The 15607-nt window shown below is 35.5% G+C and carries 18 protein-coding genes; 13 read left to right on the top strand and 5 right to left on the bottom strand.

Going from position 1 to position 15607, the window contains the following annotated elements:
* Position 1: 1 nt before the first annotated feature.
* Complete coding sequence (locus EZV73_RS10730; protein ID WP_240840311.1) at positions 2-1249, top strand: DNA polymerase IV; 1248 nt, start codon at positions 2-4, stop codon at positions 1247-1249.
* Here EZV73_RS10730 and EZV73_RS10725 read toward each other — a convergent pair.
* Positions 1227-1754, bottom strand: coding sequence for an AAA family ATPase (locus tag EZV73_RS10725; protein ID WP_240840310.1), 528 nt, complete (start codon positions 1752-1754; stop codon positions 1227-1229). The two genes, EZV73_RS10730 and EZV73_RS10725, sit on opposite strands and share 23 nt — an antisense overlap.
* Positions 1755-1885: 131 nt before the next feature.
* Between EZV73_RS10725 and EZV73_RS10720 the strand changes: the two genes are divergently transcribed.
* Together EZV73_RS10720 and EZV73_RS10715 are read left to right on the top strand one after the other, a co-directional pair.
* Positions 1886-2587: a response regulator transcription factor gene (locus EZV73_RS10720; protein ID WP_240840309.1), complete on the top strand. Its 702-nt coding sequence runs from the start codon at positions 1886-1888 to the stop codon at positions 2585-2587.
* A gap of 122 nt (positions 2588-2709) precedes the next feature.
* Positions 2710-3273 carry a class I SAM-dependent methyltransferase gene (locus EZV73_RS10715; RefSeq protein ID WP_240840308.1) on the top strand — a complete coding sequence of 188 codons (564 nt, stop codon included), beginning with the start codon at positions 2710-2712 and terminating at the stop codon, positions 3271-3273.
* 22 nt (positions 3274-3295) lie between these two features.
* Here EZV73_RS10715 and EZV73_RS10710 read toward each other — a convergent pair whose 3' ends face one another.
* On the bottom strand, positions 3296-3934 hold the full coding sequence (locus EZV73_RS10710) for an EF-hand domain-containing protein (RefSeq protein WP_240840307.1): 639 nt from the start codon (positions 3932-3934) through the stop codon (positions 3296-3298).
* A 165-nt stretch (positions 3935-4099) separates the two neighbouring features.
* Here EZV73_RS10710 and EZV73_RS10705 point away from each other — a divergent pair, with 165 nt between their 5' ends.
* Together EZV73_RS10705 and EZV73_RS10700 are read left to right on the top strand one after the other, a co-directional pair.
* Positions 4100-4789 carry an HAD family hydrolase gene (locus EZV73_RS10705; protein WP_240840306.1) on the top strand — a complete coding sequence of 230 codons (690 nt, stop codon included), beginning with the start codon at positions 4100-4102 and terminating at the stop codon, positions 4787-4789.
* The gene (locus EZV73_RS10700) at positions 4789-5127 is read left to right on the top strand and encodes a hypothetical protein (protein WP_240840305.1); all 339 of its coding nucleotides are present in this window, start codon (positions 4789-4791) and stop codon (positions 5125-5127) included. The genes EZV73_RS10705 and EZV73_RS10700 overlap by 1 nt, the downstream gene beginning before the upstream one ends.
* A gap of 37 nt (positions 5128-5164) precedes the next feature.
* On the opposite strand, the gene EZV73_RS10695 is transcribed toward EZV73_RS10700, so the two are convergent.
* Positions 5165-5425, bottom strand: coding sequence for a hypothetical protein (locus EZV73_RS10695; protein ID WP_255813185.1), 261 nt, complete (start codon positions 5423-5425; stop codon positions 5165-5167).
* Positions 5426-5600: 175 nt separating this feature from the next.
* Positions 5601-6533, bottom strand: a complete 933-nt coding sequence (locus tag EZV73_RS10690; RefSeq protein WP_240840303.1) for an aldo/keto reductase — start codon at positions 6531-6533, stop codon at positions 5601-5603.
* Positions 6534-6734: 201 nt separating this feature from the next.
* On the opposite strand from EZV73_RS10690, the gene EZV73_RS10685 reads away from it, so the two are divergent.
* The 3 genes from EZV73_RS10685 (at position 6735) to EZV73_RS10675 (ending at position 8414) form a co-directional block, all read left to right on the top strand.
* Positions 6735-7493 carry an alpha/beta hydrolase gene (locus tag EZV73_RS10685; RefSeq protein WP_240840302.1) on the top strand — a complete coding sequence of 253 codons (759 nt, stop codon included), beginning with the start codon at positions 6735-6737 and terminating at the stop codon, positions 7491-7493.
* 61 nt (positions 7494-7554) lie between these two features.
* A complete protein-coding gene (locus EZV73_RS10680) occupies positions 7555-7974 on the top strand; it encodes a GNAT family N-acetyltransferase (protein ID WP_240840301.1) in 420 nt (139 codons plus the stop codon).
* Positions 7974-8414: a GNAT family N-acetyltransferase gene (locus tag EZV73_RS10675; protein WP_240840300.1), complete on the top strand. Its 441-nt coding sequence runs from the start codon at positions 7974-7976 to the stop codon at positions 8412-8414. Before EZV73_RS10680 ends, EZV73_RS10675 begins: the two co-directional genes overlap by 1 nt.
* A 9-nt stretch (positions 8415-8423) precedes the next feature.
* Here EZV73_RS10675 and EZV73_RS10670 read toward each other — a convergent pair whose 3' ends face one another.
* Positions 8424-9080, bottom strand: a complete 657-nt coding sequence (locus EZV73_RS10670; RefSeq protein WP_240840299.1) for a lysoplasmalogenase — start codon at positions 9078-9080, stop codon at positions 8424-8426.
* 88 nt (positions 9081-9168) lie between these two features.
* Here EZV73_RS10670 and EZV73_RS10665 point away from each other — a divergent pair, with 88 nt between their 5' ends.
* The 5 genes from EZV73_RS10665 to EZV73_RS10645 all read left to right on the top strand — a co-directional run bounded on the left by EZV73_RS10665 (position 9169) and on the right by EZV73_RS10645 (position 15568).
* Positions 9169-9792: a cyclase family protein gene (locus EZV73_RS10665; protein WP_240840298.1), complete on the top strand. Its 624-nt coding sequence runs from the start codon at positions 9169-9171 to the stop codon at positions 9790-9792.
* 161 nt (positions 9793-9953) lie between these two features.
* The gene (locus EZV73_RS10660; RefSeq protein ID WP_240840297.1) at positions 9954-11564 is read left to right on the top strand and encodes a glutamine--tRNA ligase/YqeY domain fusion protein; all 1611 of its coding nucleotides are present in this window, start codon (positions 9954-9956) and stop codon (positions 11562-11564) included.
* Between the two features lie 132 nt (positions 11565-11696).
* The gene (locus EZV73_RS10655) at positions 11697-12827 is read left to right on the top strand and encodes a sugar diacid recognition domain-containing protein (RefSeq protein ID WP_240840296.1); all 1131 of its coding nucleotides are present in this window, start codon (positions 11697-11699) and stop codon (positions 12825-12827) included.
* A gap of 81 nt (positions 12828-12908) precedes the next feature.
* Entirely contained in the window at positions 12909-14009 is a 1101-nt protein-coding gene (locus EZV73_RS10650) for a glycerate kinase (RefSeq protein WP_240840295.1), read from the top strand.
* Positions 14010-14188: 179 nt separating this feature from the next.
* A complete protein-coding gene (locus EZV73_RS10645; RefSeq protein ID WP_240840294.1) occupies positions 14189-15568 on the top strand; it encodes an ABC transporter substrate-binding protein in 1380 nt (459 codons plus the stop codon).
* The last annotated feature ends 39 nt before the right edge of the window (positions 15569-15607 follow it).

Genomic DNA, 15607 nt, shown 5'->3' with positions numbered 1-15607 from the left:
TATGTCAAGAATAATATTTCATATAGATGTCAATTCGGCTTTTCTTTCATGGGAAGCCATTGACCGTTTGCAACATGGGGAAACCATTGATTTAAGAGAAATACCTTCTATAGTAGGAGGGGATCCAAAAAAGAGGTCTGGTATTGTTTTAGCTAAATCCATACCAGCCAAAAAATACGGTGTGAAAACAGCACATACGTTGGTGGACGCCTTTAAGTTATGTCCACACCTGGTATCGGTGCCACCTAGATACAATGTTTATACAAAGGCCAGTAAGGCCATGATGGCTCTATTAAGAGAGTATTCACCCTCTGTGGAGATATTCTCCATAGATGAATGTTTTTTAGATTATACATCGGTAGAGCATTTGTTTGGTTCGCCTGTAGAAGCTGCTACAGCCATTAAGGACCGGATCAAAGAGGAACTTGGCTTTACAGTAAATATAGGTATTTCAACCAATAAGCTTTTAGCAAAAATGGCTTCTGATTTTAAAAAACCAGATAATGTTCATACACTTTTTCCTGATGAAGTAGAGAAAAAGTTATGGCCGCTTGAAGTTTCGGAACTTTTTATGGTTGGACGGGCAACAGAGGCCAAACTTCTTAAGTATGGTATTTATACAGTTGGTGATTTAGCCAATTCCGATTTGGCTTTTTTAAGACATATTTTAAAAAGTCATGGAGAGCTTATTTATAATTTCGCTTGGGGAAGAGATGTTTCCATTGTGGGAGACATCAAATACAGTTTAGTAAAGAGTATTGGTAACTCAACGACCATTCCTTATGATATAACGGAAAGAATAGATGCCTATAACTATATGCTTTCTTTGTCTGAAAGTGTTGGCATGCGTTTAAGGGCTATTGAAATGCGAGCCAGCGTGGTGGCCATTCACATTAAGACCAATGGCTTTAATACGGTTCAAAAACAGCATAAGCTCTTATATACCATTTCAAGTACCAATGATATTTATGAAGAAGCCAAAAGGCTTTTTGATTTGCTGTGGGATGGTACACCCATAAGGCATCTAGGTGTCAGGGTTTCTCAATTGCAAGAAGAACTACCAAGACAGCTTTATCTTTTAAAGCCAGAAGATGAAAAAATAGAAAGACTGGACCAGACCATTGACGATCTAAGGGAACGATTTGGAAAAGAAATTATTTCAAGAGCCAGTTTGGTAAGGACAAGAGTCCATGCCATGTCAGGTGGTGTAGGGGATGATGAGTACCCTAATATGAGATCTTTGATATAGAGTTTAAGAGGTTTTCAAGATTATCTTCTAGACTATTTTCCCCATCTAAATAAATGATGGGACACTTAAGTTGATCTTTAAATGCTTCGATGGACACAAGTGATTTGTTTTTCACATGACTAAAAAACTCATTTTCCTGGTCATGCATATCGCCACCTTTTAAGATTCTTTCGCCGTGCTGTAAATAGGCACGGTTTTTAATGCGCTTTAAACGCACTTCGAGTGGTGCTGATATGTAGACCGCTAAATCATAAAAAGACATGATTTGGTCTGTAAAATCACCGGTTAAAGCAGATAACACAAATTTTTCATGTTTAACCATGTCTTCTAAAATCAATTGATTGCGGATGTCTTTTGAACGAAATTTTGTATAGGGAATGTCGGATTTTAAGAAGTGATAATCTTCTATGTCCATGTACTTATAATTTAGTTTTTCTGCAAGTTCTCTTCCTAATGTAGTCTTACCAGAACCATTAGGTCCGAATATAATAATGCCTTTAATCATACGCCCTCCATCTTCAATTGTAGTCTATCATTGTTTCTTTTTATACAGTTTGATTACAAAAGTTTTAAATCTCAAATAATAGGATTATTTTATGGAATAATAAGTTGTTAGTCATTGTAAAGGGGGCGTACATGAGTAAGATATTGGTTGTAGATGATGAAAAAGCCATTGTAGATATTTTAAAGTTTCATTTGAGCAAATCAGGCTATAAGGTGTTAGAAGCATACAATGGAGCTGAAGCAGTAGAAAAGGCGTCTAGAGAAAAACCAGACCTGGTTTTACTGGATATCATGATTCCGGAGATCAATGGATTTGAAGTTTGTAACAGACTAAGAACAAAAATGACAACACCGATTATCATGTTGACGGCGCGTGAAGACGTGACGGATAAGATTTTAGGCCTTAGCTTAGGAGCGGATGACTACATCAGCAAACCTTTCAATATTCGTGAACTTCTTGCAAGAGTGGATGCCAATATTAGGCGTGTCCAGGTCTATGAACATCCAAGTCATGATAGGAGTCCTATCAGTGAAGAACATCTTCTTATTTTTGACAACCTGGAAATTAACAGAGAAAACCTAGAAGTCAAATGTGATGGTAGCTTGATTGAATTAACGGCTAGAGAATATGAGCTTCTTGAATACTTTGCAAGACATCCCAATAAGGTTTTTACAAGAGAACAACTTCTAACTGATGTATGGAATTATGACTATTTTGGTGATATCAGAACGGTTGATGTGACCATTAGCAGATTAAGAGAAAAACTGAACTCTTTTGAAAATAAGAAAAATCATATCATCACTAAAAGAGGTTTCGGCTATTATTTTGTTTAGAAAGGGACGTAAAATGATTTATTATAAGGGGATGCATGGCATTTTGATCAAATGGTTCTAGAGATTAAATGCCTGTTCTAAATAATCTATATGTCGTGTATAATGGCTTAGAGGAGATTCTTATGAGAGGAAAAATTATAGAAAATGTAACCATTATGACAAAAATGATGTTACAGATGGTGGTTAAAGAAGGTTATAGATGTATTGACGCTACAACAGGCAATGGTCATGATACAAAGTTTTTATCAGACATAGTTGGACCTGAGGGCATGGTTTATGGTTTTGATGTTCAAGAACAAGCCATTGAAATGACAAAAGCCCAGTTAGAAGATAGAAGCAATTACAAGCTGATTTGCGACGGTCATCAGAACATGGAAACCTATATTGATGGGCCTGTGGATTTTGTGATTTTTAACTTAGGTTATTTACCGAAGGCTGATAAGACTATTACCACATTAAAAGAAACAACACTCGAAGCCATTGAGGCTTCTTTAAGACTTTTAAAAACCCATGGTATTTTATGGGTGGTGGTTTATCCAGGTCATGACGAAGGCGCTGAGGAATCTGAAGCATTAGACATTTACTTGAAAGGATTAAATCAGAAGGACTACAGTGTTATGAAGTCATCTTTTATCAATCAAAGAAATAATCCGCCATATATAATGGCCATAGAGAAAAAATGTTAAAAGAGTTCAATTGAACTCTTTTTTAGATGGTAAAAGTATTAAAATCACTCGGGTCACTCATATCAGATAATTGATCTTGATAAGCACTTAAAGCTTTTTCAAATAAGGCGCTATTTGATGAATCTTCTGAAGTCAACTTCATCAGAGCTTCTTCAATGGAATCAATTTGACCGTCACCATTTGTGTCGTACTCTGCGATTTCAGCAGCCGAGTATGTACTTGTAGCACTAGAATCTAAAGCTTTAAGCAATTGACTTGTTAAATCTGAATCATCTGTTTCATCTTCTTCAAGTGCTTCAAGCATTGTTGATGCAAGATCGCTTGTAGAAGTAACATTCATATTGCCTTGTCCGCCGCCTTGCGGTCTAGGTGGTCTAGAAGACATCATCTTCATTTGGGCGTCCTGTGGGGATTCCAAATTGAAGGCATTGTCTTCTTTGAGACTGCTGCCTTCGGCTTTACTAATCAAACCATCTTGGTCAGTGTCGTATTTAGCCATAACTTCAGCTGCATCAAAGGAAGTCCCTTGCTTGTCACTTACTTTTTTAGAGAAAGATTCAAGTTCTTCTAAATCTAAAGATTGATCGTTATTGGTATCAACTTTAGGTGGATTAGGGCGAGGCTGCATGTAGACGTTTGAGTAACTACTGATACTTGTCATATTTTCCTCCTTTCTAAATAGACGAGTTCCATTTTGTGATTATAGTATAAAAATTTTATGTCACAGTTTTATCACAAACATAAAAAAAGTGTATTTTCATGAATTATTATGTAAAATAGTGGTCATTAGGAGTGCTTTTTTGTATGATGTAACTGGAAGGTGACTATGAAAAAATATAAAGTAATCAGTTTTGACATGTTTCAAACCCTTGTAGATGTCAGCTGTCAAAAAAATAATATATGGGAAAGCATATTAAAAGAAAAATATACAGAAGAACTTTGTGAAAGTCATGCAGGCTTTATGAGCAAGTACTTGGTTAATCAATTTCACGAAGTTAAAAGCTACGATGAAAAGTTTCAAACCTTAAGAGAAATCTTTAGCAAATGCTTTCATGAAATGGTTGAAAAAGAAAAGTTGGATTTTGATTATAAGGAAGCTGTGAATGTCTTTTTACAGGCTCATAATGAAGCTGTTTGGTATAAGGATAGCAAGGCTTTTTTAAGAGATATTCATGAAGTCTATAAGACTTGTTTGGTAACGGATGCAGATATGGAGATGTTAGAAAAACATGTAAGGGCCGTTCAGTTTGACCGTGTTTTTATCTCAGAACGTATTGGTTCTTATAAGGCCAATGACAATGGCATGATGTTTAAGGCTGTGATGGACTACTTTGAATGTGGACCAGATGAAATTCTTCATATCGGAGATTCTTCATCAGATATGATGGGGGCTTCAAAACTTGGCATTGATACCTGCTGGATAAACAGACATGATTATGTGAAAAGATTTGATATAGAGCCAACTTATTCTGTTAAGTCTTTAGATGAGTTAAGACAGGTTCTTTTGGAGGTGTGATGCATTTTCAACTGTATCTATTAGAATCCAAACGTTTTAAATCGTTTTCAGATAATCAAACGCTTGAGAAGATATTTAACCATCTTATAAAAGAGGAAAATATAGATAAGATGATCAGGTCGACTAAAAATGGACGTCCTGCCTTAGAAGCGGTTGTTTATGATTTAGAAGGCTATATGAATCATGAGTATGATTTAGAGTTGAATCATCGCCACCGTCAGGTTTCTGGTTCCATGATTCGTTATATAATGGGTCACTATGGTTATTTTCCTGGGCCGGCGAAACCTTTAAAAGAAGGGCGATTCGTAAAAACTGCAATTGTCTATTATAAAGGATAATGTCACAAGTGTGACAAAAGGTCGCTGAAGCGACCTTTTATATTTTGAAGAGCATCCATTTACAAGTATCCATTTCATATTTGATTTCATAAATTTTCATAATACCTTTAAAGTGGCTTTCGCACTCAAATACATACATCTGATTGCCACCCAGCTTTTCTAGTTTAACACACCGAATACGTTCGATGGGGATTACCTGATTCTGATCATCTTCTTTGAGTCGAAACTTAATAGGATGAACTTTTCCGTCCTTTTCAAACCAAGCAATCATCTCTATTGGTTTACAAACTACTTTCAACACATCACCTACAATCTATCTAGTTACACCTTCATTATACACGAACATGTGTTCTTAGTAAAGTTTTAGATGCCTTAAATGAAAAATTAATAGTAAGGTAGTTTTGATCAGAGACTTTTTTAAAAATTGTATTCTCAACTTAAAAAGGAGGTCAAGGACCTCCTTACAAACAAGATTATGGTATTTGTTTTCCTCTAATTTGAAATAGTATATTGTACCATTCTTCTCTACTTAAGTTATATGCATGCATATCCGCCAGTTTCATAAGCCTGTTTTTATTGGTTGTCCCAATCACAGGGGAAATGGAAGCGAAATGTTTCATCAGCCATTTGATGACCAAACTGTCGATTGTGGTATTCTTTAACTCAGCCAAGTCTCTTAAGTACTTTCGTGTATTTTCTATTTCTATACTAGCCGGTGTTGTTTTAGAAAAGATGCCTTGACTAGATGACCCCCAAGCTTGAAGGTCTATATCATGACGCACACAATATTCTATGGTTCCTTCTGGAAAATCCACCTTGTGATTGTTTTCATGATTGACAAGAATTGTTCTTTCAACAAAACCATGTTTTAATAAACTCATTTCCAATTGGTTGACAACAATCGGCATATCCAACTTGTTAGATAACATTTCAATTTGCTGGTGATTCATATTAGAAACACCTAAGTTTAAAAACTTTCCTTGATCTTTAAGCTTATGCAGTGACCTTTTTAATGAGTCTAGCTGGGTAAGTGGGTCGGGTCTATGAAGCAGAAAGTAGTCCACATAAGTCGTAGAGAGTCTTTTCAAAGAGTCATCTAGATGAGTCTTTATATAATTGCCTGATTGGTTGTATTCAGTCACACTTTTCTTTAAATCTATGCTGGCTTTCGTTTGATAAATCAAGGACTGTCTATCTATGTTCAGTTCTTCTACTGCCTTTCCAAAACATGTTTCAGCTTTACCAAACTGGTATATATCTGCATGATCAAAGTGCTTGATGCCTGTATCTAAACATGTTTGAATCATTTCTTTGGCTTGCTGGATATCTTTTTCTTGTATAGGATTCTTGTCCCAGCCACCACCGAGGCCCATGGTACCATAGATTAATTTGTTTTTAGTCGTCATATTTCCTCCATTAAGTTAAACCAGCTTGTATCTGGTCAAGCATTCTTTCAAAAGGTATTTTGTTGAACCTATTCTATCATAAAAGAAGGCCATATAACTAGAAATAGATAATGATGATGCTATGAGTTTATGAAGAGCGGAGGATTTGGTTGTTTGTTGACTCAAAAAAACAGATATGATAGCCTAAAACAAGGGGGTATCATGAAATTAAGAAAAGAAGAAACATATATTTTACATAGTAAAGTTATAGAAGATGATTTTAAAATATCTATTTGTTTGCCGGTTGGCTATGAAAAAGAAAAGACCTATCCACTTGTTTATGTTCTTGATAGCAATATATTTTATGAAATCTTTAAAGGTGTTTCTAATCTTCTTCAGTTTGGTCAGGAGATTCCTGAAATTATTGTTGTAGGTATAGGCTATCCAGATGATGCCAAACATATGTCACTAAGAGACAGAGACTATCTACACGCTAAGTCATTAGATTCTGATTTAGGTGGAGGGGCAGGTGCGTTTTATGATTTTATGACAAGTGAAATTATGCCTTATATAGAAAGTAAGTATCCTGTTAAGGAGTCGGTATTATTTGGTGATTCCTACAGTGGACTCTTTGCCTTGTACAGCCTGTTTCAAAAGAAAAAAATCTTTTCGAAATATATCATTGGCAGTCCATCTATCTATTATGATCAATCATCAATCTTTAAGTGGATGAATCCATTTAACAGTCAAGCTGAAATTTTCTTAGGTGTAGGTGGCCTAGAAGCAATTTATGAACCTGCCTTTGCAGGCATGGTTTCTAATGTAGAGCTGATGGAAGAAAAACTTAAGGGCATGGGCTATAAAGATCTAAACATGACAATCTTTGATAACGAAACCCATTTGTCAGTCATTCCACTCATTATGACAAGAGGACTTAGACATGTTTTTCACAGCAAGTACATGTCTGATAAGAACGACTAAAACCAAATTATAGCTTTAGACCTTAATAAAGAGAGGTATAATTAAAGCATAAGGAGGTTATATGATTGAATATAAACTAGGAACAAAAGACATTGATTGGACGTCACTTGTTGATATGTACACGGAAGTAGATGGTGTTATAGGCTTAGCAAGAGCAGGCCAAGCAGATAAAATCAAGAAAGCCTTTCTAAACACTTATAAGGTGGTTACAGCTTGGGATAATAAGACCATTGTCGGTGCTGGCAGAATGATTTCTGATGGTGAATGTTATGGCTGGATTCATGATATAGGTGTCAGACCTTCTTATCAGAAAAAAGGCATTGGTAAGGGCATTATGGACCATTTGATGGAGGGTGAACATTTATTATTTGGACTGACCTCTTCATTTGTTGCTGAAGAATTTTACGATAAACTAGGCTTTAAGAAGCATAAGACTGCTATGGCTAAATATCCTGGACCATCTACTTATTTGGAGGATTAATGGATATTAAATATGAGAAGAAACAGGACATCATAGATGAACTGAAAAAGTCCATACGTTCATTTAATGATGATCACTCGCCCTATCATAAGGCTTCTAGGCAAGAAGGCTATGTTAAGCACATCTTGATTACTGAAAAAGAGGATAAAAAATTAATTGGTGGCTTGTCTGCAAGAATGTACTGGCAGATGATTTATTTAGATGAGTTCTTTGTTAGACCAAGTAATAGGCATGCGGGTATTGGCTCGAAGATGCTTAAAAAGCTCATTGAAATAGCAAAGGAAGCCCAGGTGGATTTTATATGTCTAGAAACATTTTCTTTTCAGGCAAGAGATTTTTATGAAAAATTTGGTTTTTATGTTATTGGTGAGATAAAAGATTATCCACCAGGTGAAAGCATGTATACTATGAGACTGGACTTAAAGCACTTAGAGACTTAATCTAAGTGCTTAAATATTTCCTAGAACAATTAGAAACTGGGCTAAAATGTAGGTAATCATCACCATTTCTTCTGGTAGTTTGACTTGACCGAACTCTTTTAAAGATAGGATGGTATCGGATACTAAAAAGCTTAGGCTGCCTAAAAAGACAGTCGCATTGACATAAAAGCTAAAATATGACATGGTCAAAATAACAAAAGAGTAGAGGAGAATGGCTGTTTTAAGTAGCTTTTTCTGACTGGTTTTAAGCAGGCTACTTTCAGATTTTAAAAGCCCTATCTTAAATAGTGAGATATTGGTAGCTATATAAACAATGATGTAGGCAAGTATAAGTGGTGAAAATACCACATTATCTTTGAATAGAAAAATGTAGAAAACATGTCCTATTAAAAAGGCTGCAAGGCCACTGATAATAGGATAAATCTTGTATGTTTGACCATCTTTAAGGTAGTGATGAAATATAATTAAGACGTCACCTATCCATCCAAATAATAAGGCCATGACCAGTAAGTTGTTATAGGTTTCTGTTTGCATATAAAAGAGTATTAAAAACGGGATAATCAGTGGTTTGGTTATACGTTTATAAATTGGAGAAAATCTTTTGTTTTGAGTAAAGACATTGATGAGACTGATGATTAAAAATAAAGATAAGAATAGATATTTCATAGTGTTCTCCTTGTCAAATAGTGGTTATTCTTATTATACTCAAATAAAGTGTGAATATTCAAAAAAGTTTTATATAAAAGGAGGCTATATGAGAGTCATAGACTTAACACATATTTTAGAAGAGGAAATGCCTGTGTTTCCAGGTACAGAAAAACCAAAGCTGGTGACAGCTTGTACCATGGAAAAGGACGGTTTTAGAGAAAAACTTTTGACCATGTATTCTCATACCGGCACCCACATGGATGCACCAAGCCATATGCTTGATCAGGGTAAAAACTTAGACGATTTTGCAGTCCATCACTTTGTTGGAAATGCCATAGTCGTTGACTGTACAGACTGCATTAGAGATGTTTCTTTAGACCATTTAAAGAAGTATGATTTATCTGATGTGGATTTTGTCCTTCTAAAGACTGGTTGGGATAAGAAGTGGGGAAGGAAAGACTATTTTAATGGGTTTCCAGCGCTCACAACTGAAGCTGCTGATTATCTAGCGTCTCTTCATTTAAAGGGACTAGGTGTGGATTGTATTTCAGTGGATCTTATGGACAATCATGATTTTGATGTACATAAAATTCTCTTAAAAGAGGACATGGTTATGATAGAAAATCTGACTAACCTAGATCGGTTAGATGATGTATTTACACTTCATGTCTTGCCGCTTAAGATCAAACAAGCAGATGGCTCACCTATACGTGCTATAGCGACAAAATAAGACTTGCACATTGTAGGTATTTATTATACAATAGCTCTTAAAATAAAGGAGAGTGATGAATCATGGGGCAAGAAATGAGATAAATTCGTTCGTTGAACTTGTTCTTCAAATATATCAACAGAACTTTTAAACATGTTGGCATATAGTAGAAGGAGGAGAAAATGAACTTTATAGAAAAAATAATTAGAAAAGAAGTAGAAGCAGGTAAACATAATAAGATTGTAACCAGGTTCCCACCAGAGCCTAACGGGTATTTACACATTGGGTCAGCATTTGCTATCAATATATCTTACCAGATGGCCAAGAAGTTTGATGGCAAGTTTAATCTGAGATTTGATGATACCAACCCTACAAAAGAGGACATAGAGTATGTTCATGCCATAGAAGATGACTTCAAGTGGATGGGTTTTGATTATGGACAGGAAGCTTATTTTGGTTCTGATTACTCAGACCAAATATACGACTATGCACTTGAGCTTATTAATAAAGGTTTGGCTTATGTATGTGATCTTACGCAAGATGAGATGCGTACTTATAGAGGGACCTTAACAGAAAAAGGCACAAATAGTCCTTATAGAGACAGGTCAATTGAAGATAATCTAGACTTGTTTGAAAAGATGCGTTTGGGTGAAATTGAAGAAGGCGGGTGTGTGCTTCGTGCTAAGATTGACATGGCCAGTCCCAATCTTTATATGAGAGATCCTGTTATCTACAGAATCTTAAAGAAAGACCATTACCGTACAGGTGATAAGTGGTGTATATATCCAATGTATGACTATGCCCACCCAATTCAAGATTACATTGAGGGTGTTACGCATTCCTTGTGTTCTAATGAATTTGTTAACCATAGACCCCTATATGAATGGGTTTTAAATAATTTAAATTTAGATAAACCACTACCAAGACAAATTGAGTTTGGAAGACTTAATTTAACAGGCGTGGTGACATCAAAAAGATACTTAAAGCAATTGGTTGCTTCTGGTGTATTAGAAGGCTGGGATGATCCTAGGCTACCTACTTTGAAGGGGTTAAAAAAGCGTGGCATCACACCTAAAATGATATTTGATTTTCTTGAGGAAATAGGTGTACCTAAAAATGAGTCGACTATTGATTACAAGCTTTTAGAGTATTTTGTCAGAGAAGAACTCAAACTATCGGCGCCTTGTTTTATGACGGTTGTGAATCCCTTAAAAGTTGTGATTACCAATTTAGAGTCAGATCAAGCACTTGTTGCTGACAATCACTTTAAAGATGCGTCTTTTGGAAAACGTGACATCACTTTAACCAAAGAGATCTACATTGAAAAAGATGATTTTAGTGAAAATCCACCGGCTAAATACAAACGACTTGTTTTAGGCGGAGAAGTTAGACTCAAACATGGTTTCTTTATTAAATGTCATGATATCATCAAAGATGATTCAGGTGAAATTACTGAACTTCACTGTACTTATGATCCAGAAACCAAGTCCGGTACAGGTTTTACTGGTAGAAAAGTAAAAGGCACCATTCACTGGGTATCTGCGAAAAGTCGTGAAATTGAAATTAGAACCTATGAAGAGCTCTTTTTAGAGACGCCTTCAGATGATACTTTGATAGAGTCCGTTAATCCAAATTCACTGGTCATTACTAAAGGTCGTGTTGAAGAGGGGCTAGATAAAGTCTTTGAATCAGGTACAGATAGGTTCCAGTTTATCAGAATGGGTTATTATTATATGGAAAACAAAGATTTGATTCATAGGATTGTCAGTCTAAAAGGTACACATAAGAAATAAATCAAGTCTACTCTTAGGAGTAGGCTTTTTTTAGTACACAGACCAATATGATGCGTTAATAATTCTATTTATTGGTTCTAGGAACCTAGAAAAAGTGATTTTTATGACGTAAAATGAAATTGGAGGTGGCTTATGGAACTGAATCGTGTGATTGCACAAGATATTGTAGATAATATTTCAAAGATAATAGAAGAAGACATTAATTTGATGAATGATCAAGGCATCATAATAGCCAGTACAGATGATAAGCGTATCGGTGATTTCCATGGTGGTGCTAAAAAGGTCTTGGAATCTAGAAATGAATTGATCATATACTTTGACAATGAATACCAAGGGGCTGTGGCAGGGATTAATCTACCGATATTTTTAGAAGACAATATTGTTGGTGTTATAGGTATTACCGGCAAAGGCAAAGAGGTCTTAAAGTACGGTGAAATCATTAAAAAGATGACTGAAATCTTAATCAAAGAGCACCTTTACAACCAATCGAAGCAGTTTAAAAATGAAAAGCTCCTACAATTTTTTGATACCATTATTACATCTTCTTTTGAAGAAGATATTGATGAGACTTGGTTAAATACAAGACTTCGAATGTTTGGTCTAGAGGCGCTTAAAAAAAGACGTGTCATTGTCATTGGTCGTAACTCTAAGGAAAATGATATATCCCTTGTACCAGATCATTTTGATTATACGTCTACCTTAAAAAAATATTTAAGTGATTCAGACTTAACCCTTTATTATCAAGGCAACTTGATGATTGTCACACATGAAGTGGATGACCAGATCTTAATTCATAAGCTGAATAATTTAAATGACTACTTGAAAGAGACTTTAAAAATAGAGTTTAGGTATGGAATAGGCAATGCTTATACCCATATACTAGATTTAAAGAAATCATACAATGAAGGTAAGATTGCCTTAAAGACAACGCTTCATCAAAGTCATGTTATTCAGTTATATGACCAAATAGACATGGGAATGATTATAGATTCTATTCCCAAAAACATAGCAGAACGTTTTTTTCATAAGGTTTTTTCAAGTCTAGATTCTGAACATGTAAAAGAGTATGCAGAATTAATTGATATGTTTGTAAAAGAAAATGGTTCTATCAGCAAAGCTGCAGACTTAATGTATATACATAAAAATACCTTTCAGTATCGTTTGAATAAGTTGTCTAAACAAACTGGCTACAATCCAAGAAAGTTAAATGATTTGCTTGTACTGTATATGGCAGTCAAGCTAAAGGATTATTTCTATTTGTAATTTAAGACATGAAAAACTGTTTTCCATAACATATCATGATTTTAAATGACATTCTATAATTGGGTGGACAAGGAGGCATATATGAATATACTGGTTGCATCCGATTCGTTCAAAGGTACTTTAAGTTCAGAGGCAGTTGGACAAATCGTGAAAGAAGTTTTGATTCATGATCAAGTTGACGTCGTTTCTATCTCTGATGGTGGAGAAGGTGTTATTGAGGCTTTAAAAAATAAAATAAATGGTAAGCGTATAAAGATCGAAATAAAAGACCCTTTGGGTCGAATGATAGAGGGCTATTATCTTTTAACTGACCAAGGTGAAGCAGTGATTGAAAGCGCTGTTGCCTGTGGTCTGTCTCTGTTAGGAGATGATGAGAGAAATCCTCTTTTGACCTCTAGCTATGGCTTGGGGATGATGATTGATGATGCTCTTAAAAGAGGGGCAAAGCATTTTGTTATTGGCATAGGTGGGACTTCTACCAATGACGGCGGTCTAGGCATGTTAGAGGCCTTAGGTGTCAAATTCTATGATGACAAGGACAGCTTAATGACGGACTTGTCAGGAAAAGACTTAAAGTGGGTTGCTCGATTTGAAGCAGATGACTTTATCAGACGTTTGCAAGACGTCCGAGTAGAGGTAGCCTGTGATGTCGATAATCCCTTGTTGGGTGACCATGGTGCTACCTATACTTTTTCACCACAAAAGGGGGCAACTCCTGACATGTGTCATCTTCTAGAAGAAGGCATGGTCCGTTATGCAGATGTTGTCAGTCATGTGTTTGGTAGTAAACACGAACTGGCTGGTTCTGGTGCAGCAGGCGGCTTAGGTTTTTGTTTTGTAACCTTCTTTTCAGGCATCTTAAAAAGTGGGATAGACTTGGTATTAGATGCGCTTTCTTTTGATGATTTAATAAAGAAATATGACTTAGTTATTACAGGTGAGGGGAAGATAGATAGTCAAACCTCTAGGGGAAAAGTGCTATCAGGGATTCTTAATAGAACATCTAGACAAAAAATCAGAACAATTGCTATTTGTGGTATCATGGAAACTGATGTAACTGATTTTGAAAAGGTATTTTCAGTCGTGCCTACTGTCTCTGGTATTGATGAATCATTAAGAGATCCAGAAACATCACTTAGGAAATTAATTGAAGAGCATGTTAAATCATGGCTTACAAAATAGCGGGATATCCTGCTATTTTTTGAATTGTTGAATAATTTTCAAATTGTGTATTGCACAGAAAAAAAAACTATGCTATAGTAATGACAACGAGAGACATTTTGCAAAATGACCTTATTATCTTAAAATGTCCTACGAAGGACATTTGTATATGAAAATTCGATTTTTACGAGGGGGATTAAATGAAAAGATTTATTGCAGTATTGCTATCACTTATGTTAGTGCTTGTTGCTGTCGGTTGTGGGTCTAGTAATACAGCTGAGGAAAACGTTTCTAATGAAGCGGTTACGGAAACTGAAACAGAAGCTGTAACAGAACCTGTAGAATTAGAAGAAGTTGAGGAAGATGTAGAAATTTCAATGCAAATCGTATGGGCAGAAGATTCTGGTAGAGGTAAAGCTATTAGAGAAATCCTAGATGCATTTGAAGCTAAGAATCCAAACATTAAGGTGAATTTATTAGGTGGTACACAAGACGCACAGAAAGTTTTATCACTTATTTTATCTGGAGAAGCACCAGAAGTTATCCAAGTGCCATATAGACATGTTCAAGCGATTGGTGAGCAAGGCGGATTTGTTGAGTTAACTGGTGATTTTGGTGGTAATAAAGATTTATTCTTTGATCAAATTTGGCAGCTTGGTGAGTTTGATGGTTCTTTATTTGGTTATCCATGGATGGGTCATTCAATCCAATTGGTTTATAACAAGACTATGTTTGATGAAGCGGGTTTAGACAAAGCACCAGAAACATGGGATGAATTGTATGAATATGCTAAGACACTAACAATTGATAAAGATGGCGACGGTACTATTGATCAATATGGTTTAGGTTTAATTGGTAAGCAATCTCATGACATCACTTGGATGTTCAATATGTTTGTAACTCAAGCAGGTGCTGAACTTATTAAAGAAGTAGATGGTAAAGAAAGAATTGCTATTAACTCTGATGAAGGTAAAGCAGCTTTAGAATTTTACTCAAAGCTTGTTCAGGAAGTATGTCCACCAGATACAGCTAACAAAAATGGTGGTGATGTAATGGCTGACTTTAGAAATGGTATCACAGCTATGGAGTTCCAAGGTCCATGGGGTGTAACTGATATTTGGAAAAATGGTAATCCATTTGAAGTATCAGCAGCAGAAGTACCAGCTGGTTCTGCAGGTAGAGCAGCAGATATTGGTCCATATATGTTAACAGTACCTGTAGGTGTTGAAGACCAGAAGTTAGCAGCAAGTAAATTGTTGATTGAATTCTTAGGTTCTAAAGAAGGTCAAGAAATGTTAATGAAGGGTGAAGTTGCTGACGATGGCAATTACTACCCATTCAGAGTACCTATTAGAAAAGATATGAAAGACACTGACTACTTTAAAGAGCATCCAGAACTTTTAGTATTTATTAAAGGTTTTGAATACCCATCAATTTCTACACCATCTACAGGATGGATTAGAGTAGAAGAGGAAGTTTATCAATCTCAATTAAATCAAGTTATGACAGGTCAATTAACACCTGAAGAAGCTTTAATGAACATTGAAGAAATGGGTAATAAAATTTTAGATGAGAATTAAATGACTAGGGGGAGAGTTTTCTCCCCTTACTATATGAAG

The organism is Acidaminobacter sp. JC074 (genome assembly GCF_022496765.1).
In the GTDB taxonomy this organism is placed as follows: Bacteria; Bacillota; Clostridia; order Peptostreptococcales; family Acidaminobacteraceae; genus JABXKX01.
Note: the sequence above shows the minus strand (reverse complement) of the source record. Positions and strands in the feature narration are given on the sequence as shown.